Consider the following 20,606-nt stretch of genomic DNA (forward strand, 5'->3'; position numbering starts at 1 on the left):
CAACAAGGACCTGCACGATGAACCGCCAACAACTCATTCAAGACGTCCAGCGCTACTTTGACGATGGCCGCTTCGCCACCGACCTGCGCCGCCGCGTGGCCTGGCGCACCGAAAGCGACACTGGCAAGGTGCCGCCCGAACTGCACACCTACCTCACCGACGAAATGGTGCCCTGGCTCGCGCCCCTGGGTTTTGAATGCGAGGTGCTCGACAACCCGTCGCCACAAGGCGGCCCCTTCTTGGTGGCCCGCCGCGTGGAAGACCCTGCGCTCCCCACCATGCTCACCTACGGCCACGGCGATGTGGTCAACGGACAGGACGCGCAATGGCGCGAGGGCCTCTCGCCCTGGGAGCTCACCATCGAAGGCGAGCGCTGGTATGGCCGAGGCACGGCCGACAACAAAGGCCAGCACACCGTGAGCCTGGCCGCACTCGCCCACACCATCGAGGCCCGGGGCGGCCGCCTGGGCTACAACGTGACGCTGCTCATGGAGATGGGCGAAGAGGCGGGTTCGCCCGGCCTGGGCGCCTTCTGCGAGCAGCACAGTGAGGCGCTGAGGGCCGACCTTTTTCTGGCCAGCGACGGCCCCCGCGTGAACGCGGGCCACCCCACCCTCTTCCTGGGTTCACGCGGAGCCATCAACTTCTCACTCGCGGTGCGCAGCCGCGACAAGGCCTACCACTCCGGCAACTGGGGCGGCGTGCTGGCCAACCCGGCCACCGTGCTCACGCACGCCCTGGCCACGCTGGTGGACGCGAAGGGCCGCATCCTCGTCAAAGGCCTGCTGCCGCCTGCGGTGCCCGACAAGCTGCGCACTGCCCTCAAAGATGTGGTGATTGGCACCGGCGCCGATGACCCCGCGCTCACCCCCGGCTGGGGCGAGCCCGGCCTGACCCCCGCAGAGCAGCTGGTGGGCTGGAACACGCTGGAGGTGCTGGCGCTGGGCGCGGGCAACGCGCAGCGGCCCATCAACGCCATCCCCGCACAGGCTGTGGCGCACTGCCAGCTGCGCTTTGTGGTGGGCACCGATTGGCAGAACGTGCAGGCCACGCTGCGCGAACACCTGGATGCGCATGGCTTCAGCCAGGTCGAGATCACCATGGGCATGCACTGCGGCGCCACGCGGCTCGATCTGCACAACCCCTGGGTGGACTGGACGATGGCCTCGCTGCAGGCCAGCGCAGGCCAACCCGCCACGCTGCTGCCCAATCTGGCAGGCTCGCTGCCCAACGACATCTTTGCCGACCAGCTCGGTCTGCCCACGCTGTGGGTGCCGCACTCGTACCCCGCCTGCGCCCAGCATGCGCCCAACGAACATTTGCTGGCGCCCGTGGCACGAGAAGGTCTGGCGGTGATGGCCGGGCTGTTCTGGGACCTGGGTGAGCCCCAAGGGACGCCGTGGACTGAAGGGCGCACCACCCGGCGGGAGGCAACTGCCTGACAGCTGCGCGCACAAACTCGCAGAAAAACCAAGGGGCCTGCACGGCCCCTTTGTTTGATTTTGCCGATTCGCAGGGCCACGCCCTGCCCCGGTCACAGCGCAGGGTCGCGCAGCTCCCAGCGGATCGCATCGATGGCCTTCAGCACCTCGGGCGACAGCGTCGTGCCCCAGGCATTCAGGTCTTCCTCCAGCTGCGCCACCGACGTCACGCCAATGATGGTGCTGGCCACTTGCCACTTGGTGTAGCAGAACGCCAGCGCCATCTGGGTGGGTGTCATGCCGTTGGCACGCGCCAGTGCGTTGTAGCGGCGCGATGCCTCCAACGCCTCGGGGCGGCCCCAGCGTTGTTTGCGCACGGATTCATACGATGCAATGCGCGCACCCTGCGGGGCATTGGGGCCAGTAATGCCGCTTTCGTCGTACTTGCCCGTCAGCAGGCCAAAACCCAGCGGCGAATAGGCCAGCAGCGACACATCCAGGCGGTGGCAGGTTTCATCCAACCCGTTTTCCCAAGTGCGGTTGATCAGGCAGTACGGGTTCTGCACCGTGGCCACACGCGGCAGGCCGTGCTGCTCGGCCAAGCGCACGAACTCGTGCACACCATACGGGGTTTCGTTTGACAGGCCGATGTAGCGCACCTTGCCCGCCTTCACCAGCCCGGCCAGCGCTTCCAGTTGCTCACGAATGGGGGTTTGCGAGGTTTCCTTGGAAGGGTCGTAATACAGGTTGCCGAACGCTGGCACATGGCGCTCGGGCCAGTGTATCTGGTAGAGGTCGATCACATCGGTCTGCAGGCGGCGCAGGCTGGCCTCGCACGACGCCACGATGTCGGCCGGGGTCATGCCCTTGCCCTCGCGCACCCAGGGCATGCCGCGCGATGGGCCGGCCACCTTGGTCGCCACCACCAGCTTCTGGCGCGCGCCAGGGTTCTTGGCAAACCAGTTGCCGATGATGGTCTCGGTGGCACCAAAGGTCTCGGCCTTGGCGGGCACAGCGTACATCTCGGCCGTGTCGATGAAGTTCACGCCGCGCGCAAGCGACTGGCTCAGGATGGCATGCGAGTCGGCCTCATTGACCTGCTCGCCGAAGGTCATGGTGCCCAGGCAAATGGGGGTGACAAGCAGGTCACTCTGACCCAAGCGGACGGTGTTCATGCGGTGAAGGCTCCAGAAGGTGGGAAAGTAAGCAGGGCCTGCTGCGGCCCCGGCTGGCGATGGTACAAGCGATCGCCAAAACCTGCCGGACGCCGGACTCCTTGGTGACACCGCAGGGCGCCCCGCCAGCGTGGCGGCAACGTAACATTGGCACAGCATGTACCAAGTCCTCACCCCTTCGCGCAGCAGCACACTGGCGCTGCGGCACCTCAACTACCACGTCCGCCACTGGGGCCCCGAGCAAAGCGACCTGCCCACGCTGGTGCTTTTGCATGGCTGGATGGACGTCAGTGCCTCCTACCAGTTCACAGTGGACGCGCTGCGGCAACCACGCCGCATCATCGCGCCGGACTGGCGCGGTTTTGGCCTCACCACCGGTGCACCGGTAGACCACTATGTGTTTGCCGACTACCTGGCCGACCTGGACCTGCTGCTGGACCACTATGCCCCCGGCGAAGCCATCGACCTGGTGGGCCACAGCATGGGCGGCAACGTGGCCATGATGTACGGCGGTGTGCGGCCCGAGCGCGTGCGCAAGCTCGTCAACCTGGAAGGTTTTGGCCTGCCCGCCACACGCCCCGCGCAGGCGCCCACCCGCTACGCGCAATGGATCGACGAGATCAAGCAGCTGCACCAGGGCACCAAGGAGCTCAAGACCTATGACAGCGCCGACGGCGTCGCCCGCCGCCTGATGAAGACCAACCCCCGCCTGTCCGAAGACAAGGCCCAATGGCTCGCCCAGCACTGGGCGCGGCCCAACGCGCAAGGGCAGTGGGAAATCCTGGGGGACCCCGCCCACAAGATCACCAGTGCGCAGCTGTACCGCGCGGACGAAGCCCTGGCCATCTACGAGCGCATTACGGCACCCGTGCTGGCCATCGAGGCCAGTGGCGACAGCCTGGGCCAGTGGTGGAACGGCCGGTACACCCTGGACGAATACCACCAGCGCCTGGCCCATGTGCGCACCTGCAGCACGGCCGTCGTGCAAGACGCAGGCCACATGCTGCACCACGACCAGCCTGAGCAGGTGGCGCAGCTGATCGAAGCGTTTTTGGATGCTGCCTGAGGCAATTTGAAGTCCTGGCGCCCGCAAGCGCTAGTGGATATTGCCTGAGCAGCTATCATTTTTGATATGAATGCCACTCGGAGCCCACACGCCGGCCTGCGCAGATCCGGCGGCGGTCTGGCACAAAGGGCATTAGCAGGGCACCTGCCCGTCCCATGAGAAAATCGCGGGTTATTCCACAGAACACGCAGGACAAGAATCATGGACGCAGAACGCATCAACCTCATCGGCACCACCCTCAGCGACCTGGCTCTGCGCACGCAAGAGTTACGGAGGTATCTTTGACTTCGATGCCAAATTTGAACGCCTGCGCACGGTAAACGCATCGCTGGAAGATCCCTCCGTCTGGAACGACCCCAAGAAGGCCCAGGAGCTGGGCAAGGAACAAAAGTCGCTCTCCAGCGTGGTCGTCACGCTGGACAAGCTCACCCGCGATCTGGCCGACAACGCCGAGCTGTATGAGATGAGCAAAGAGGAAGGCGATGAAGCCGGCCTTTTGACCATCGAGTCGGAAGCCGCCACGATGCGCGCAGCGGTGGAAGAGCTGGAGTTCCGCCGCATGTTCCGCAACGAGGCGGATCCGCTCAACTGCTTTGTGGACATCCAGGCAGGCGCTGGCGGCACCGAGGCCTGCGACTGGGCCAGCATGCTGCTGCGCCAGTACCTCAAGTACGCCGAGCGCAAGGGCTTCAAGGCCACGGTCGAAGAAGAAACCCCGGGCGACGTGGCCGGCATCAAGAGCGCCACGATCAAGATCGAGGGTGAGTACGCCTTCGGCCTGCTGCGCACCGAAACCGGTGTGCACCGCCTGGTGCGCAAGAGCCCGTTCGACAGTTCGGGCGGCCGCCACACATCGTTCGCGTCGCTGTTCGTGTACCCCGAAATCGACGACTCCATCGAGATCAACATCAACCCCGCCGACGTGCGCACCGACACCTTCCGAGCCTCCGGCGCGGGCGGTCAGCACATCAACAAGACCGACTCGGCCGTGCGACTCACGCACATCCCCACCGGCATCGTGGTGCAGTGCCAGGACGGTCGCAGCCAGCACAGCAACCGCGACGTGGCATGGCAGCGCCTGCGCAGCCGCCTGTACGACTTCGAGATGCGCAAGCGCATGGAAGAGCAACAGAAACTGGAAGACACCAAGACCGACGTGGGCTGGGGCCACCAGATCCGCAGCTACGTGCTGGACAACAGCCGCATCAAGGACCTGCGCACCAACGTTGAAATCTCGGCCACGCAAAAGGTGCTGGACGGCGACCTGGACGCCTTCATCGAAGCTTCGTTGAAGCAAGGCGTCTAAGCGATGCGGATGCGCACCGACGCCATCATCTTCGACATGGACGGCACCATGATCGACTCCATGCCCTGGCACGCCCAGGCGTGGGTCGAGTTCGCTCGCCGCCGGGGCATGGACATCGACGTGCCCGACCTCATGGCCCGCACCACGGGCCGCAATGGCACCGAGTGCATCGTGGAACTGTTGGGACGCCCCGTGTCTCAGGATGAGGGCGACGCGCTCACGCACGAAAAAGAAACCATCTACCGCGAGCTGTTCGCCCCGCGTTTCTCCGAAGTGGCGGGCTTTCGCCAGTTTGCGGCCCAGGTGCGCGCGCGCGGCATCAAGGTGGCGGTGGGCACCGCGGGTGACATCGGCAACGTGGAATTCGCACTGGGCCACCTGGGACTGGAACCCGCGCCCCAGGCCATCGTGCGTGGCGATGAGGGTCTGCCCGGAAAGCCCCAGCCCGCGATCTTCCTGGAGGCGGCACGCCGCATCGCGGCAGCGCCCGAGCATTGCATCGTCTTTGAAGACGCGCCTTTCGGCATCGAGGCAGCACGCCGCGCGGGCATGCGTGCCGTGGCCATCTGCAGCACCCACACGCCCGAACAATTGGCCGGGCCCCATGTGCTGGCCGCCGTGCGCGACTACACCGAACTCATGAACACCGACTTTCTGGAGAGCATCCATGTTGCAACTGCATAAAGCCGACGGAAGCGGAGACGGCGCGGCCCCGGCCATCGCCATCCGCCGCGAGGACTACACCGCCCCCGCCTACTGGATCGACAGCGTCGAGCTGACCTTCGACCTGGACCCGAACAAGACGCGCGTGCTCAACCGCATGACGCTGCGCCGCAACCCCGACGTGGCGGCACAGCCGCTCAAGCTCGATGGCGATGACCTGAACCTGGCACGTGTGCTGGTCAACGGCCAGGGCACCTCGTTCAAGATGGAAGGCACCCGCCTGGTGCTGGAGAACCTGCCGGAAGGCTCCGAGCCCTTTGCGCTCGAAATCTTCACCACCTGCTGCCCCGCCAAGAACACGCAGCTCATGGGCCTGTACGTGAGCCAGGGCACCTTCTTCACGCAGTGCGAGGCCGAGGGCTTTCGCCGCATCACCTACTTCCTGGACCGCCCGGACGTGATGGCCAGCTACACCGTCACGCTGCGCGCCGACAAGGCCCAGTACCCGGTGCTGCTGTCCAACGGCAATCTGGTGGACAGCGGCGAGCTGGAAGACGGCCGCCACTTTGCCAAGTGGGTGGACCCGCACAAGAAGCCCTGCTACCTGTTCGCCCTGGTGGCGGGCAAGCTGGTGGCCCGCGAGCAGAAGATCAAGAGCCGCTCGGGCGCCGACCACCTGCTGCAGGTCTACGTGCGCCCCGGCGATCTGGGCAAGACCGAACACGCCATGAACTCGCTGATGTACAGCGTGGCCTGGGACGAAGCCCGCTTCGGCCTGCCGCTGGACCTGGAGCGCTTCATGATCGTCGCCACCAGCGACTTCAACATGGGCGCCATGGAGAACAAGGGCCTGAACATCTTCAACACGAAGTACGTTCTGGCGAGCGAATCCACGGCCACCGACACCGACTTCGCCAACATCGAAAGCGTGGTCGGCCACGAGTACTTCCACAACTGGACGGGCAACCGCGTGACCTGCCGCGACTGGTTCCAGCTCAGCCTGAAGGAAGGCCTCACGGTCTTCCGCGACCAGGAATTCAGCATGGACCTCGCGGGCAGCCCCTCGGCCCGCGCCGTCAAGCGCATCGAAGACGTGCGCGTGCTGCGCACCGCCCAGTTCCCCGAAGACGCGGGCCCCATGGCCCACCCGGTGCGGCCCGACAGCTACGTCGAGATCAACAACTTCTACACCGTCACCATCTACGAAAAGGGTGCGGAAGTGGTGCGCATGCAGCACAACCTGGTGGGCCGCGAAGGCTTTGCCAAGGGCATGAAGCTGTACTTCGAGCGCCACGACGGCCAGGCCGTGACCTGCGACGATTTTGTGCGATCAATAGCCGATGCCAACCCGGGCAGCCCGCTCACGCAGCACCTTGGGCAGTTCAAGCGCTGGTACAGCCAGGCCGGCACGCCCCGCGTGCGCGCCACGGGCCGCTACGACGCTGCCACGCGCTGCTATGCACTCACGCTGTCGCAAAGCTGCGCCCCTACGCCCGGCCAAAGCGAGAAGCAGCCGTTCGTCATCCCGGTGGAATTGGGCCTGATCGATGCCACCACCGGTGCCGCCCTGCCCTTGCACCTCGCAGGTGACGGCGCTGCAGAAGGCGCAGCCCACATCACCTCGCGCGTGGTCGTGCTCACCGAGGCATCGCAGACCCTGACCTTCACCAATCTGGATGCAGAGCCGGTGCCGTCGCTGCTGCGCGGGTTCAGTGCCCCCGTTGTGCTGGACATCGACTACACCGACGCGCAGTTGCTCACGCTGCTGGCGCACGACGCCGACGCTTTCAACCGCTGGGAAGCTGGGCAGCGCCTGGCACTGCGAATTGCTATCAATACAATAGCCAATGAAGCATATACAACCGGCGCTACCGGCCGATTTGAGCAAACCATTCTGTCGACGGCGTTTGTAGAGGCCATGCGCAGCGTGCTGCGCAACCCGGCCCTGGATGCGGCGTTCAAGGAGCTGGTGCTCACGCTGCCCTCCGAGACGTACATCGCCGAGCAGCTGGACGTGGTGGACCCGCAGCGCATCCACGCGGTACGCGAAGCCATGCGCGAAGAGCTGGCACTAGCGCTGCAGGCCGACTGGGAAACCGTCTGGGAACAGAACCAGGACACCGGCGGCTACCGCCCCGACCCCGTCTCCTCCGGCCGCCGCGCACTCAGTGGCCTTGCGCTGCACATGCTGTGCATTGCCGCGCAAAAGACAGGCGATGTGGTCTGGCCTGGCAAGGCGTACCAGCGCTTCAAGGTCGCCGGCAACATGACCGACCGGTTCAATGCCCTCACGGCCCTGGTGGCCAGCGGCAGCGAACTGGCCACACCGGCCCTCGCCCGCTTCCATGCGCTGTTCAAGGACGAGCCCCTGGTCATCGACAAGTGGTTTGCACTGCAAGCGGGTGCGCCCGACCGTTGCGGCAACGTCTTGCCCGCCGTGCGCCAGCTCATGCAGCACCCGGACTTCAGCCTGAAGAACCCCAACCGGGCGCGCAGCGTGATCTTCAGCTACTGCAGCGCCAACCCCGGTGCTTTCCACCGGTCGGACGCTGCGGGCTACGTGTTCTGGAGCGACCGTGTGATCGAGCTGGACGCCATCAACCCGCAGGTTGCGGCCCGCCTCGCGCGCGCGCTCGACCGCTGGAAGAAGCTGGCGGACCCCTGGCGCAGCGCCGCGCGCGAGGCCATTGCTCGTGTGGCCGCCAAGCCTGATCTGTCCAACGATGTGCGCGAGGTAGTGACCCGCGCACTCGCCGAATAAACCACGACCGAGAAGAGACTGACATGGCAAAAAGCATCAGCCTGACCCGCTACCTTGTTGAACAACAACGGGTGGACGGACTCATCCCCTCGCAACTGCGCCTGCTGCTGGAAGTGGTGGCCCGCGCCTGCAAAAGCATCAGCCACGCGGTGAACAAAGGTGCACTGGGCGGCGTGCTGGGCACGGCCAGCAGCGAAAACGTGCAGGGCGAGATCCAGAAAAAGCTAGACATCATCGCCAACGAAGTGCTGATCGAAGCCAACGAATGGGGCGGCCACCTGGCGGCCATGGCGTCCGAAGAAATGGACGGCATCTACCTGGTGCCCAACCGCTACCCGCAAGGTGAATACCTGCTGCTGTTCGATCCCCTCGACGGCTCCAGCAACATCGACGTGAACGTGAGCATCGGTACCATCTTCAGCGTGCTGAAAAAGCCCGATGGTGATCGCGGCGTGGAGGAAGGCGACTTCCTGCAGCCCGGCACCCAGCAAGTGGCCGCGGGCTACTGCATCTACGGCCCGCAGACCACCCTGGTGCTCACCGTGGGCGATGGCGTGGCCATGTTCACGCTCGACCGCGAACAGGGCTCCTTCGTGCTGACCGAGGAGAACGTGCGCATCCCCGAGGACACCAAGGAATTCGCGATCAACATGAGCAACATGCGCCACTGGGACGAGCCCGTGAAGCGCTACATCGACGAATGCCTGCAGGGCAAGGAAGGCCCGCGCGGCAAGGACTTCAATATGCGCTGGATCGCCAGCATGGTGGCCGACGTGCACCGCATACTGACCCGTGGTGGCGTCTTCATGTACCCGTGGGACAAACGCGAGCCCAACAAGCCTGGCAAGCTGCGCCTGATGTACGAGGCCAACCCCATGGGCTGGCTGGTAGAACAAGCCGGTGGCGCTGCCACCAATGGCAAGCAACGCATCCTCGACATCCAGCCCACGCAGCTCCATGAGCGCGTCAGCGTGATCCTCGGCTCAAAAAATGAGGTTGAGCGCGTGACCAGCTACCATTCCACGCTATAATCCAAGGCTAAGCCGGTGTAGCTCAGTCGGTAGAGCAGCTCATTCGTAATGAGAAGGTCGGGTGTTCGATTCATCTCTCCGGCACCAAATGAAAACCCCTGTATCGCAAGGTGCAGGGGTTTTTCATTGGTCGCTCCGGAGCAACAACCCAGCCCACCGCCGGACAACAAGAACTGGCGGTGCGACCAGTGGGTGGCGCAGATCAACCCACTGCCGGGACATGCGATACAGCGCTGCCAACAGGAGGGGCCGCCACTTGGTGCGCCCACCGCCATCGTCAACAATGGTGTCGCGCGTGTGTTGCATCCGCCAGATGGCAGCTTAGGTGTTTGCAAACATCGGCAACTGATGCAGACTGTGCGCTTCAGCTTACCACCACAGGTTGCTTGGTCAACTGGCAACAGACCGCACACCAAAGTCTCACACCTCCACTACCAGCACCATCATGAGTGTCGAACGCAGAGGCAGCATGGACCGCCGCACTGGCAAGGATCGCCGCCAGGAAGAAAAAGGTCCTCCCACCAATTTCGAGCGGCGCCGAGCCATCGAGGCGCGCCAGCCCGAATTGACAGAGCTACACATGAGCGAGGATGAGCTCAAGGCATTGGGCTTTGCGCCCACTCCCAAAGGCAACCCTCGCAAGACAGGCTAGGTACAGCGCCCGGTCCGGGTGCGCTTGTGGGCTCTCCCCGCTCCGCGTGTCATCCCATGACACAGCTTGCGCCGCTTATGCCTACTGCTCGATGCCAGAGACCGGCAGGCTGATCAACCGGTGTGCCACCATATCCAGCGCGGGCCTCGCGTTGCCTTGTTTGTCCGTCCAGACACGAGGATTCAAGCTGCCAGAAAGCGCCACTGAATCACCGTCGCGCAACTGGTGAAGTGACGCGCAGAGACCCTCATCAAACGCGATGACGTTGATGAAAAGCACTTCGCCCTCCGCCGTGCTGGCTCTCACCTTCGCCAAGGTGTAGGCCTTGCCCGCTTTGTCCGTGCGGCGCTCCGCCTCACCGTAAAGCCGTCCGGCTACCAAGCCATCAATCATGAAGGTCTCCATGCCCATCGTGGGCGCGTTGTTGCGCCCCTCCCAGGCCGCGGCCATCACTGCACTGCCGATGTCACCGGCAAGGGTGCCTGACGTCGCCGCACGCACGGCACGCAAGTACAGCATGTGCATGGAGCGATGCGCCACCACCGAACCGCAACGCTGCCGCCGCTAAAACCAGGGAGGAGAAAAGCAAAAAAGCCCAGAACCTTTCGGCTCTGGGCTTTTGCTATCAATGGTCGGCGTGGCGGGATTCGAACTCGCGACCCCTTGCACCCCATGCAAGTGCGCTACCAGGCTGCGCTACACGCCGACAAGACTTAGATTATATGCAGAAAAAAGCTCAGTTCAGAGAAAGTAGCGCACGAATTTCAAATAATTCTTGGCGCACTGCGTTGGAGTCCAGGGAGAAGCCCGCAGCAACGATGGAAAGGTCGCGCGCGCTGTCCACCAGCATGCTGGGTGGCTCTGCGTCCTGCGACAGAGAAGCCTCGTCCGACCCAACAACTTCTCGCGCAGCATGTGCAAGCTCTTGCAGGCGATTGCGCGCTCCACTGATGGTGAAGCCCTGGTCGTACAGCAGATCACGGATGCGGCGAATCATCAGCACCTCATGGTGCTGGTAATAACGCCGGTTGCCACGCCGCTTCATGGGCCGCAGCTGCGTGAACTCCTGCTCCCAGTAACGCAAAACATGCGGTTTGACGCCGCACAGCTCCGCAACCTCACCAATCGTGAAGTATCGCTTGGCGGGAATGGAAGGGAGGGTGGTGCCCATGAGATGCGTGTTCAAACGGGAAAGCTTTCAAGCGTACTGCAGACCAGCCTGCACCGCCAGCCACCAAGAACATCTTGGCAACAAAAACAGCACAAACTCACGCAACAGCGGCCGTCTGAATCTGCTCCTTGAGCTTGCTGCTGGCATGGAAAGTCACCACGCGACGCGCCTTGATGGGTATGGCCTCGCCCGTGCGGGGATTGCGCCCGGGACGGGGAGCCTTGGTCCGGATCTGAAAGTTACCAAACCCCGAAAGCTTCACGTCCTTGCCTTCGACAAGGCTTTGGGCAATCAAGTCGAAGAAGGCATCGATCATGTCCTTGGACTCGCGCTTGTTCAAGCCGATCTGATCGAACAACAGATCCGCCAACTGCGCCTTGGTCAGTGCCGGTGTTTCCAGGCTTTCAACTGCGAATTCGATCATGGCTCGTCACTCCCCTTGGACATCATCACACCCGCAGACGGGCGCCCGTGCGCTGCGTCAACTGAGTGATCACGGATTGCATCGCTGCGTCGATTTCTGCCTCAGTGAGCGTGGCTTCATCGCGCCCCAGAGTGAGGCGCACGGCCAGGCTCTTCTCGCCGGGGGCCAAGCCACCCGCAGGCGCCTCTTCGCCCGCCCGCAGCGCCTTGGGCCGATACACGTCAAACAGCACGGCAGAGCGGAGCATGCCACCCGGAACGGCCTGCTCTACCGCACCCATGATGTCGGCGTGCGTCACGCGCTCTGCCACCACCACGGCCAAATCGCGCTCGACAGCCTGGTGTTTGGTTACCGGCTTGAACTGAGGCACCACACGCCGCAGCACGGCGTCAAGCTCCAGTTCGAACATCACAGGCGCCTGAGGCAGGTCCCACGACTGGCGCCACTGTGGATGCAATTCGCCCACGAAGCCAATAGCACGCCCATCGACCAGCACGCGGGCGCAACGGCCAGGGTGCATGGCGGGGTGGGTGCCGCGCTCGAACGTTGCGCGCAGGGGGGCTAGAAGCGCCTCCACGTCCCCCTTCACATCAAAGAAGTCGATGGCCTGATCCTTGCGCCCCCACTGCAGCATGTCGTTCGGACCATACGCCAGGCCCGACACGCGCATGGGCTGGTGAAAGCCTTCGACCGTGGTGTCGGTGTTGCGCACGCCGCCGTCGCGCAGGAACACACGGCCCAGTTCGAAGACGCGCACCCGCTCGGCCTTGCGGTCCAGGTTGAACTTCAAAACTTGTAGCAGAGAACCCAATAAAGTCGAGCGCATCACGCTCATCTGACTTGCGATCGGATTGAGCAGTTTGATGGGTTGCGGGTTGGCGGCCAACTCGTGCTCCCAACGCTCTTCCACAAAGCTGAAATTGATCGTTTCCTGATACCCCAGGGCTGCCAGCGAACGGCGCACCGCAAACGGGCTGCGCGTGGCCTCGAGCGCTAGCTTGGGCGTGATGGGTGCCAGCGGTGGAGTGGTCGGAAGGTTGTTGTAGCCCACCATGCGGGCCACTTCTTCGATCAGGTCTTCCTCGATGGTGATATCGAAACGGAACGACGGCGGCGTGACCGTGAGCGCACCGTCGCCCTGCACCACCGGCAGGCCCAGGCGGGTCAGCGCGTCAGCGCATTGCACCTGCGTCAGCGGCATGCCGATGACCTTGGCAGCACGCGCCACGCGCAGCGTGACGGGCTGTGGCACAGGCAAGTTCACCACTTGGTCGTCCATAGGGCCGCATGCCGTATCGGCCGTACCGCAGATGTCAATAACGAGTTGGGTAATGCGCTCGATGTGCTCCACCGTCAGGCTCGGATCCACGCCGCGCTCAAAACGATGGCCGGCATCCGTCGAGAAGTTGAAGCGGCGCGAACGGCCTGCCATCGCCTTGGGCCACCAGAAAGCCGCCTCGATATAGATGTTCCGGGTGTCATCAGACACCGCCGTGGCGTCTCCGCCCATGATGCCCGCCAGCGATTCCACCTGGCTGTCATCGGCGATCACGCCCACCTTGTCATCCACTGTGATGGTGTTGCCATTGAGCAGCTTCAGCTGCTCACCCGGCTTTCCCCAGCGCACGTCCAGGCCACCATGGATCTTGTCCAGGTCAAAAATGTGCGAAGGACGCCCCAACTCAAACATCACATAGTTGGAAATGTCTACCAGCGGCGACACACCACGCTGGCCACAGCGTGCCAGGCGATCGAGCATCCACTGAGGCGTGGCAGCCCGCGTATTCACGTTGCGCACGATACGGCCGGAGAAACGGCCACACAGGTCAGGCGCGCTCACTTTGACGGGCAGTTTGTCCGTCAGCTTTGCGGCCACGGCAGGGAACGATGGATTTTTTAGCGGCGTACCCGTCAATGCGGACACTTCTCGCGCGATGCCATAGACGCTCAGGCAATGCGCAAGGTTGGGCGTGAGCTTGAGCGTGAACAGAGTGTCGTCCAGGTTCAGGTGTTCGCGGATGTCCTGGCCCACGGGGGCTGAGGCATCCAGCTCCAGCAGGCCTCCATGGTCCTCTGAAAGTTTGAGCTCACGGGCGGAGCACAACATGCCTTGGCTCTCCACACCGCGCAGTTTGCCCACCTTGATGAGGAAAGGTTTGCCATCGTCACCCGGCGGGAGCTCGGCACCCACCAGTGCGCAAGGCACCTTGATACCCACGCGGGCATTGGGCGCACCACAAACGATGTTCAGCAGGGCGTCCTGCCCCACGTCCACCTGGCACACACGCAGGCGGTCGGCGTCTGGGTGCTGTACCGCCTCCTTGATCTCACCCACCACGATCTTGGTGAAAGGCGGGGCCACGGGGCGCAGCTCCTCCACCTCGAGGCCGGCCATCGTCAGCGTTTCGGCCAGCTCGGCCGTCGTCAAAGGGGGGTTGCAGAACTCACGCAACCAGGATTCAGGAAATTGCATAGTCGGACACTCTTGTACGGAAGGTGCGCAGCACGGCCACAGGGCACGCGCACGGCGCGAAGTCGGCGGGCTTTACTGGAACTGCGACAGGAAGCGGATGTCGCCGTCAAAGAACAAGCGCAGGTCATTGACGCCATAGCGCAGCATGGTCAGGCGGTCGGGTCCCATGCCGAATGCAAAGCCGATGTACTTCTCAGGGTCAAGACCCATATTGCGCACCACGTTGGGGTGCACCTGGCCCGAGCCCGCCACTTCGAGCCAACGGCCTGCCAGCGGGCCCGTCTGGAACTGGATATCGATCTCGGCGCTGGGCTCTGTGAACGGGAAGAAACTGGGACGGAAGCGCAACACGAGATCGTCGCTCTCGAAGAACGTGCGGCAGAAATCCGTGAAGATGACTTTCAGGTCCTTGAAACTCACGTTCTCACCAATCCAGAGACCTTCGCACTGGTGAAACATGGGCGAGTGCGTAGCGTCGCTGTCCACGCGGTAGGTACGGCCGGGGGCAATGACGCGGATCTCGGGCATCGCCTGACCGGCATCGAGCGCAGCCCGGTGCTTTTTGACATGCTGGACTGCATGGCGGATCTGCATGGGGCTGGTGTGTGTGCGCAGCAGGTTGGGAGCGGTGGCAGTGCCGCCCTCCACATAAAACGTGTCATGCATGGACCGCGCAGGATGGTCTTCCGGCGTATTCAGTGCAGTGAAGTTGAACCAGTCGGTCTCGATCTCAGGGCCTTCGGCGACGTCAAAACCCATGGAACCGAAGATGCCCTGGATGCGTTCAAGCGTGAGCGACACCGGGTGCAAGCCACCCTGCCCGCGCTGGCGGCCTGGCAGGCTCACGTCCAGCGCTTCGGCCTTGAGCTGCAATTGAAGTTCGGCATCGGCCAGAGCTTGGCGGCGAGCGGTCAGTGCAGCCTCGATGGCCTGCTTGGCAACGTTGATGGCTGCGCCGCGGGATTTCTTTTCCTCGACGGACAGCTGCGCCATGCCCTTCATGAGCTCGGTCACGCGACCTGACTTGCCCAGAAACTGCGCCTTGGCGTTTTCGAGGTCAGCAGGGGTTGCGCTTTGGGCAAACAGTTGCGTCGCGCTCTCGACCAGGGAATCCAACTCGTTCATATCGACTCTTGAAAATGAACAAGGGCTAGTGCCTTTTCAAGCCCTAGCCCTTGCTGTTATTGCGCAAGCAGCTATCAGAACGATAGCCGCTCATCGTGAACTCAAGCAGCCAGCTTGGCCTTGACTTGCTCCACGATGCTGCCAAAGGCAGCCTTGTCGTGCACTGCGAGGTCGGCCAGCATCTTGCGGTCGATCTCGATGGATGCCTTCTTCAGGCCGTTGGCGAACTGGCTGTAGGTCAGGCCCAGTTCACGGGCAGCGGCGTTGATACGGGCGATCCACAACTGGCGGAACACGCGCTTCTTGGTGCGGCGGTCACGGTAGGCATATTGCCCAGCCTTCATTACCGCCTGTTTGGCGATACGGAAGACGTTACCGCGGCGACCACGGAAACCCTTGGCAAGGGCGAGAACTTTCTTGTGACGGGCACGGGCCGTTACACCACGTTTGACGCGAGGCATGTATGTACTCCTTGTTCGTCAGTAAATTAAACGCCCATGCCGGGCAGCATCTGTGAAATCGAGCCCATATTGGTCTCGTGCACAGCAACCGCACCACGCAGATGGCGCTTGTTCTTGGTGGTCTTCTTGGTCAAGATGTGACGCTTGAAGGCTTGACCGCGCTTGACGGTACCACCTGGACGAACGCGGAAACGTTTTTTCGCGCTGCTCTTGGTCTTCATTTTGGGCATGTGAATGCTCCTTTTTCATTGTGCTCGCGAGGCGTTTGCAAACCGATCTGCAAACTTGTTGGCCCCGAGCCACTTTTATCGAAAGGCTTTAACCTTCCGGTCGGCAGTGCTCGAAAGCCCTGCCTTTTTAAACGCCCCGCCCTTTCGGCCGCAGCGCTCAAAATCTGACACTGATTGACAGACCTATGCTGCCGCCCCCGTTGCCGGGGCCGCACCTTCAGCCGCTGGCTTGGCCGCGGGCTTCTTCTTGCCCGGGGCAATCATCATGATCATCTGACGACCTTCCAACTTAGGAAACTGCTCAATGATGATGCTGTCAGCCAACTCGTCACGAATCCGGTTCAGCAAAGCCAAGCCGAGTTCCTGGTGCGTGATTTCACGCCCGCGGAACCGCAGTGTGATCTTGCACTTGTCGCCATCCGCCAAAAAGCGGCGAATGTTGCGCATCTTGATGTTGTAGTCGCCATCGTCCGTTCCAGGGCGGAACTTGACTTCCTTGATCTCAATGACCGTCTGCTTGGCTTTGGCTTCTGCCGCACGCTTTTGCTCTTGGTACTTGAACTTACCGTAGTCCATGAGGCGGCAAACAGGCGGATTCGCCGTAGCGGCGATTTCCACCAGATCCACGTCCAGCTCACCGGCCATGCGCAAGGCCTCCATGAGGCTGACAACACCCAAAGGCTCGTTGTCTGGCCCGGAAAGGCGGACTTCCGGGGCCATGATTTCACGGTTCAGGCGGTGCTTACGCTCTTCCCGGTGGCGACGATCACGAAATTCAGTAGCGATGGCTATCTTCCTTGAATCAAAATGCTACAAATAAAGTAGCTACTTCCGCACAGTCCGCGAGCGGCAAAGCAGTTTTTGTGTTCAAAATCAGGCTTTGGTGGCGATGTCGTTAGCGATCAATTCAATGAACGCATCCACAGACATCACGCCGAGATCACGATTACCCCGGGCTCGCACTGCGACGGCGCCGGCTGCCTTTTCCTTGTCGCCTGCGACGAGGATGTAGGGCAGCTTTTGCATCGAATGCTCCCGTATTTTATACGTAATCTTCTCATTGCGCAGATCCAGGGCCACCCTAAGGCCTTGATTGGGCAGCGCTTTTTGCAGTTTTGCTGCGATTTCACGACAGTAATCGGACTGAGCGTCCGTGATGTTGAGCACCGAAACCTGCACGGGAGCGAGCCATGTAGGCAAGGCACCCGCGTGCTGCTCGATCAGAATGCCAATGAAGCGCTCCAAGCTACCAACGATGGCACGATGCAGCATGATGGGCCGATGACGGGCGCCATCTTCGCCCACAAACTCTGCGTCCAGGCGCTCGGGCATATTCGGATCCACCTGAATCGTGCCGCACTGCCAGGGGCGCCCCAGCGCGTCCTTGAGCGTGTACTCGATCTTGGGACCGTAAAAGGCACCCTCTCCGGGCAGGTATTCAAATTCGCAACCCGATGCCCTTAGACCCTCAGCCAAGGCGTTCTCGGCGCGGTCCCAGCTTTCCTCACTACCGATTCGCTTCTCAGGCCGTGTGGACAGCTTGTAGATGATGTCCGTGAACCCGAAGTCCTTGTAAACCTTCTGCAGCAACGTGGTGAACGCCACGACTTCAGACTGGATCTGGTCTTCGGTACAGAAGATGTGGCCGTCGTCCTGTGTGAAAGCACGCACGCGCATGATGCCGTGCAGCCCCCCGGTCGGCTCATTGCGGTGGCATTGGCCGAACTCGCCAAACCGCAAAGGCAGGTCGCGGTAGCTCTTGATACCTTGCTTGAAAATGATGATGTGCCCAGGGCAGTTCATCGGCTTGAGCGCGTAGTCGCGCTTTTCCGACTCCGTGACAAACATGTTCTCGCGGTATTTGTCCCAGTGCCCGGTTTTCTCCCACAGGCCCTGGTCCAGGATCTGCGGCCCCTTGACCTCCTGGTAGCCGTTGTCGCGGTACACGCGGCGCATGTACTGCTCCACCTCCTGCCACACCGTCCAGCCCTTGGGGTGCCAGAACACTGTGCCAGGCGAGTGTTCGTCGATGTGGAACAGATCCAGCTCGCGGCCGAGTTTGCGGTGGTCGCGCTTTTCGGCCTCCTCCAGCATCGTCAAATACTGCTGCAGCTCATCCTTGGTAGCCCAGGCCGTGCCATAGACCCGCTGCAGCATCTCATTACGATGATCGCCACGCCAGTAGGCGCCAGCCACCTTCATGAGCTTGAAGAACTTGAGCTTGCCGGTACTGGGCACGTGAGGGCCGCGGCACAGATCTTCGAAATTGCCTTCGCGGTACAGGCTCACGTCTTCGTTGCTGGGGATGCTGGCAATGATTTCGGCCTTGTAGTGCTCACCCAGGCCCTTGAAATACGCCACGGCCTCGTCACGTGGCAACACGCGACGCACCACGGGCTCGTCCTTGGCCGCCAGTTCTGCCATGCGCTTTTCAATCGCCACCAGGTCTTCCGGCGTGAAGGGACGCTTATAGGCAAAGTCGTAATAAAAGCCGTTTTCGATCACCGGGCCGATGGTGACCTGCGCGTCAGGGAACAGTTCCTTGACCGCGTAGGCCAGCAAGTGAGCGGTGGAGTGACGAATCACCTCCAGGCCATCCGCATCCTTGGCCGTCACGATGGACAGCGCGCTGTCAGCCGTGATCTGGTAGCTGGTGTCCACCACCTTGTCGCCGATCTTGCCCGCCAGGGCGGCTTTGGCCAGACCGGCGCCAATGGAGGCGGCCACCTCGGCCACCGTGACTGGGCCCGGAAATTCGCGCTGTGAACCGTCGGGAAGCGTGATGTGAATCATGGGAGTAACTCTTTCTTTTCAATCAGTGCAATGGGTGCGGGCACGCGCCAGGCCCAGGAAACAAAAAAGCGCGGAACAGGTCCGCGCTTTTTGGAGGTGTGTGCAATCTCGTGCAGGCGCGAACAGCCAGCCTCAACGGCCGGTCAACATCTCCGATGTAGTTCGCGGTGTCATAACCAGATTGCCTTTCTCGCTCTTGTGCAGTGAATTTCGCCAGATTTTAACCCTAGCACCCAGAAAAAAAGCCCGAAGCATCTGCTTCGGGCTTTTTCGAGTGCATTTGGCGCCACAACGAAGCGGCGCTGAGCCCCGCAGATCAGTGGAACTGCTCTTCTTCGGTCGAACCCGTGAGGGCCTTCACGGAGGACGAGCCGCCCTGGATCACCGTGGTCACGTCGTCGAAGTAGCCTGCGCCCACTTCCTGCTGGTGCGACACGAAGGTGTAGCCCTTTTCGCGTGCTGCGAATTCTGGCTCTTGCACCATTTCGGTGTAGTGCTTCATGCCTTCGCCTTGTGCGTATGCATGGGCGAACTGGAAGGTGTTGAACCAGTTGATGTGGATACCGGCCAGCGTGATGAACTGGTACTTGTAGCCCAGAGCCGACAGGTCTTCCTGGAACGACGCGATCTGCTTGTCGTTGAGGTTCTTCTTCCAGTTGAACGAAGGCGAGCAGTTGTACGACAGCAGCTTGCCAGGGCAGGCAGCGTGCACAGCTTGCGCAAATTCACGGGCGAAGCCGATGTCTGGCACGCCGGTTTCGCACCACACCAGGTCGGCATAGGGAGCGTAGGCCACGCCGCGGCTGATGGCTTGTTCCAGGCCGTTCTTCACGCGGTAGAAGCCTTCTTGCGTGCGCTCGCCGGTCAGGAAAGGCTTGTCGTTGGCGTCGTGGTCGGACGTGATCAGGTTGGCGGCTTCGGCGTCGGTGCGGGCCAGCACGATGGTGGACACGCCCATCACGTCAGCAGCAAAACGTGCGGAGATCAGCTTTTCGCAGGCTTCCTGCGTAGGCACCAGCACCTTGCCACCCATGTGGCCGCACTTCTTGACAGCGGCCAGCTGGTCTTCGAAGTGAACGCCTGCAGCGCCCGACTGGATCATGTTCTTCATGAGTTCGAAGGCGTTCAGAACGCCGCCGAAACCGGCTTCCGCGTCCGCCACGATGGGCAGGAAGTAGTCGATGAATTCCTTGTCGCCGGGGTTGATGCCACGGCCCCACTGGATTTCGTCGGCGCGCTTGAAGGTGTTGTTGATGCGGCGAACCATGGTGGGCACCGAGTCATACGCATACAGCGACTGGTCGGGGTACATGGTTTCGGATGTGTTGCCGTCAGCGGCGACTTGCCAGCCCGACAGGTACACGGCTTCGAGGCCGGCCTTGGCCTGCTGCATGGCTTGACCGGCAGAGATGGCGCCGAAAGCGTTGACATAGCCTTTTTTGGCACCGCCGTTGATCTTGTCCCAGAGCTTTTCAGCGCCACGCTTGGCCAGCGTGTGCTCGATGGGCAGCGAACCACGCAGACGCACCACGTCGGCAGCGGAGTAACCGCGCTTCACACCCTTCCAGCGGGGGTTGGTCGCCCAGTCTTTTTCCAGGGCGGCAATTTGCTGTTCGCGGCTCAGTTGTTCGTTGAGGGATTGGGGCATGAGATCACTCCAGGGGTTGGTTGAAAACGCCGGGCTGCTGTGTGCCGCCCTTGAAGACAACTTTAAGTCTTCTATAAGACTTGCGCAAGCTCTTATGTCTTATAGAAGAGATAAATTTTCTTCTTTCAAAACAACCACTTAACCACGTGATTTCTCAATACAGAAATTGATTTCTCATATCGAGAAAAATTGCGGCAATGCAACAT

18 protein-coding genes and 2 tRNA genes are annotated in these 20,606 nt (G+C 62.1%); 8 read left to right on the plus strand and 12 right to left on the minus strand.

All coding sequences use genetic code 11. The annotated features are described in order from the left end of the window. Positions 1–17 precede the first annotated feature (17 nt). Positions 18–1,442, plus strand: a complete 1,425-nt coding sequence (locus tag CLU87_RS11260; protein ID WP_099730500.1) for a M20 family metallopeptidase — start codon at positions 18–20, stop codon at positions 1,440–1,442. Positions 1,443–1,534: 92 nt separating this feature from the next. Here the strand turns inward: CLU87_RS11260 and CLU87_RS11265 are convergent, their stop codons facing one another. After that, complete coding sequence (locus CLU87_RS11265; RefSeq protein ID WP_056063766.1) at positions 1,535–2,596, minus strand: aldo/keto reductase; 1,062 nt, start codon at positions 2,594–2,596, stop codon at positions 1,535–1,537. Positions 2,597–2,753: 157 nt separating this feature from the next. On the opposite strand from CLU87_RS11265, the gene CLU87_RS11270 reads away from it, so the two are divergent. The 7 genes from CLU87_RS11270 to CLU87_RS11300 all read left to right on the plus strand — a co-directional run bounded on the left by CLU87_RS11270 (position 2,754) and on the right by CLU87_RS11300 (position 10,075). Beyond that, complete coding sequence (locus CLU87_RS11270; RefSeq protein ID WP_099730501.1) at positions 2,754–3,662, plus strand: alpha/beta fold hydrolase; 909 nt, start codon at positions 2,754–2,756, stop codon at positions 3,660–3,662. Positions 3,663–3,863: 201 nt separating this feature from the next. Then, positions 3,864–4,968 (plus strand): peptide chain release factor 2 gene (gene prfB, locus CLU87_RS11275; RefSeq protein ID WP_099730502.1). Its coding sequence is split into 2 segments (ribosomal slippage): positions 3,864–3,944 and positions 3,946–4,968, totalling 1,104 coding nucleotides; the frame shifts between segments, so codons are not numbered across the junction. A gap of 9 nt (positions 4,969–4,977) precedes the next feature. After that, positions 4,978–5,652 carry an HAD family phosphatase gene (locus CLU87_RS11280; RefSeq protein WP_099730503.1) on the plus strand — a complete coding sequence of 225 codons (675 nt, stop codon included), beginning with the start codon at positions 4,978–4,980 and terminating at the stop codon, positions 5,650–5,652. After that, complete coding sequence (gene pepN / locus CLU87_RS11285) at positions 5,636–8,392, plus strand: aminopeptidase N (protein ID WP_099730504.1); 2,757 nt, start codon at positions 5,636–5,638, stop codon at positions 8,390–8,392. The genes CLU87_RS11280 and pepN overlap by 17 nt, the downstream gene beginning before the upstream one ends. 23 nt (positions 8,393–8,415) lie before the next feature. Next, positions 8,416–9,423, plus strand: a complete 1,008-nt coding sequence (locus CLU87_RS11290) for a class 1 fructose-bisphosphatase (protein WP_056063775.1) — start codon at positions 8,416–8,418, stop codon at positions 9,421–9,423. A gap of 11 nt (positions 9,424–9,434) precedes the next feature. Further along, a tRNA-Thr gene (locus CLU87_RS11295) sits at positions 9,435–9,510 on the plus strand. 358 nt (positions 9,511–9,868) lie between these two features. After that, positions 9,869–10,075: a hypothetical protein gene (locus tag CLU87_RS11300; RefSeq protein ID WP_233193769.1), complete on the plus strand. Its 207-nt coding sequence runs from the start codon at positions 9,869–9,871 to the stop codon at positions 10,073–10,075. Between the two features lie 81 nt (positions 10,076–10,156). Here the strand turns inward: CLU87_RS11300 and CLU87_RS11305 are convergent, their stop codons facing one another. From CLU87_RS11305 to aceA, 11 genes are all read right to left on the minus strand, one after another. Continuing rightward, entirely contained in the window at positions 10,157–10,468 is a 312-nt protein-coding gene (locus CLU87_RS11305) for a single-stranded DNA-binding protein (RefSeq protein ID WP_056065085.1), read from the minus strand. Between the two features lie 236 nt (positions 10,469–10,704). Next, positions 10,705–10,781: transfer RNA gene (locus CLU87_RS11310), tRNA-Pro, on the minus strand. A 30-nt stretch (positions 10,782–10,811) separates the two neighbouring features. Next, the gene (locus tag CLU87_RS11315; RefSeq protein ID WP_099730505.1) at positions 10,812–11,246 is read right to left on the minus strand and encodes a MerR family transcriptional regulator; all 435 of its coding nucleotides are present in this window, start codon (positions 11,244–11,246) and stop codon (positions 10,812–10,814) included. Positions 11,247–11,343: 97 nt separating this feature from the next. Then, positions 11,344–11,670, minus strand: coding sequence for an integration host factor subunit alpha (locus CLU87_RS11320; RefSeq protein WP_056063789.1), 327 nt, complete (start codon positions 11,668–11,670; stop codon positions 11,344–11,346). 25 nt (positions 11,671–11,695) lie between these two features. Then, the gene (gene pheT, locus CLU87_RS11325; RefSeq protein WP_099730506.1) at positions 11,696–14,143 is read right to left on the minus strand and encodes a phenylalanine--tRNA ligase subunit beta; all 2,448 of its coding nucleotides are present in this window, start codon (positions 14,141–14,143) and stop codon (positions 11,696–11,698) included. 72 nt (positions 14,144–14,215) lie between these two features. Continuing rightward, a complete protein-coding gene (gene pheS, locus CLU87_RS11330) occupies positions 14,216–15,268 on the minus strand; it encodes a phenylalanine--tRNA ligase subunit alpha (RefSeq protein ID WP_056063795.1) in 1,053 nt (350 codons plus the stop codon). 101 nt (positions 15,269–15,369) lie between these two features. Further along, on the minus strand, positions 15,370–15,729 hold the full coding sequence (rplT, locus tag CLU87_RS11335; RefSeq protein WP_005795139.1) for a 50S ribosomal protein L20: 360 nt from the start codon (positions 15,727–15,729) through the stop codon (positions 15,370–15,372). Positions 15,730–15,755: 26 nt separating this feature from the next. Continuing rightward, positions 15,756–15,959 carry a 50S ribosomal protein L35 gene (gene rpmI, locus CLU87_RS11340; RefSeq protein WP_008904041.1) on the minus strand — a complete coding sequence of 68 codons (204 nt, stop codon included), beginning with the start codon at positions 15,957–15,959 and terminating at the stop codon, positions 15,756–15,758. Between the two features lie 183 nt (positions 15,960–16,142). After that, positions 16,143–16,751, minus strand: a complete 609-nt coding sequence (gene infC, locus CLU87_RS11345) for a translation initiation factor IF-3 (protein ID WP_082522461.1) — start codon at positions 16,749–16,751, stop codon at positions 16,143–16,145. 81 nt (positions 16,752–16,832) lie between these two features. Then, positions 16,833–18,752 (minus strand): threonine--tRNA ligase, encoded by a 1,920-nt coding sequence (gene thrS / locus CLU87_RS11350; RefSeq protein WP_099730507.1) that lies wholly within the window; start codon positions 18,750–18,752, stop codon positions 16,833–16,835. A gap of 316 nt (positions 18,753–19,068) precedes the next feature. Beyond that, a complete protein-coding gene (gene aceA / locus CLU87_RS11355) occupies positions 19,069–20,400 on the minus strand; it encodes an isocitrate lyase (protein WP_055402695.1) in 1,332 nt (443 codons plus the stop codon). Positions 20,401–20,606 lie beyond the last annotated feature (206 nt).

Origin of the sequence: Acidovorax sp. 59, assembly GCF_002754175.1 — a bacterium.
GTDB classification, from domain to species: domain Bacteria; phylum Pseudomonadota; class Gammaproteobacteria; order Burkholderiales; family Burkholderiaceae_C; genus Acidovorax; species Acidovorax delafieldii.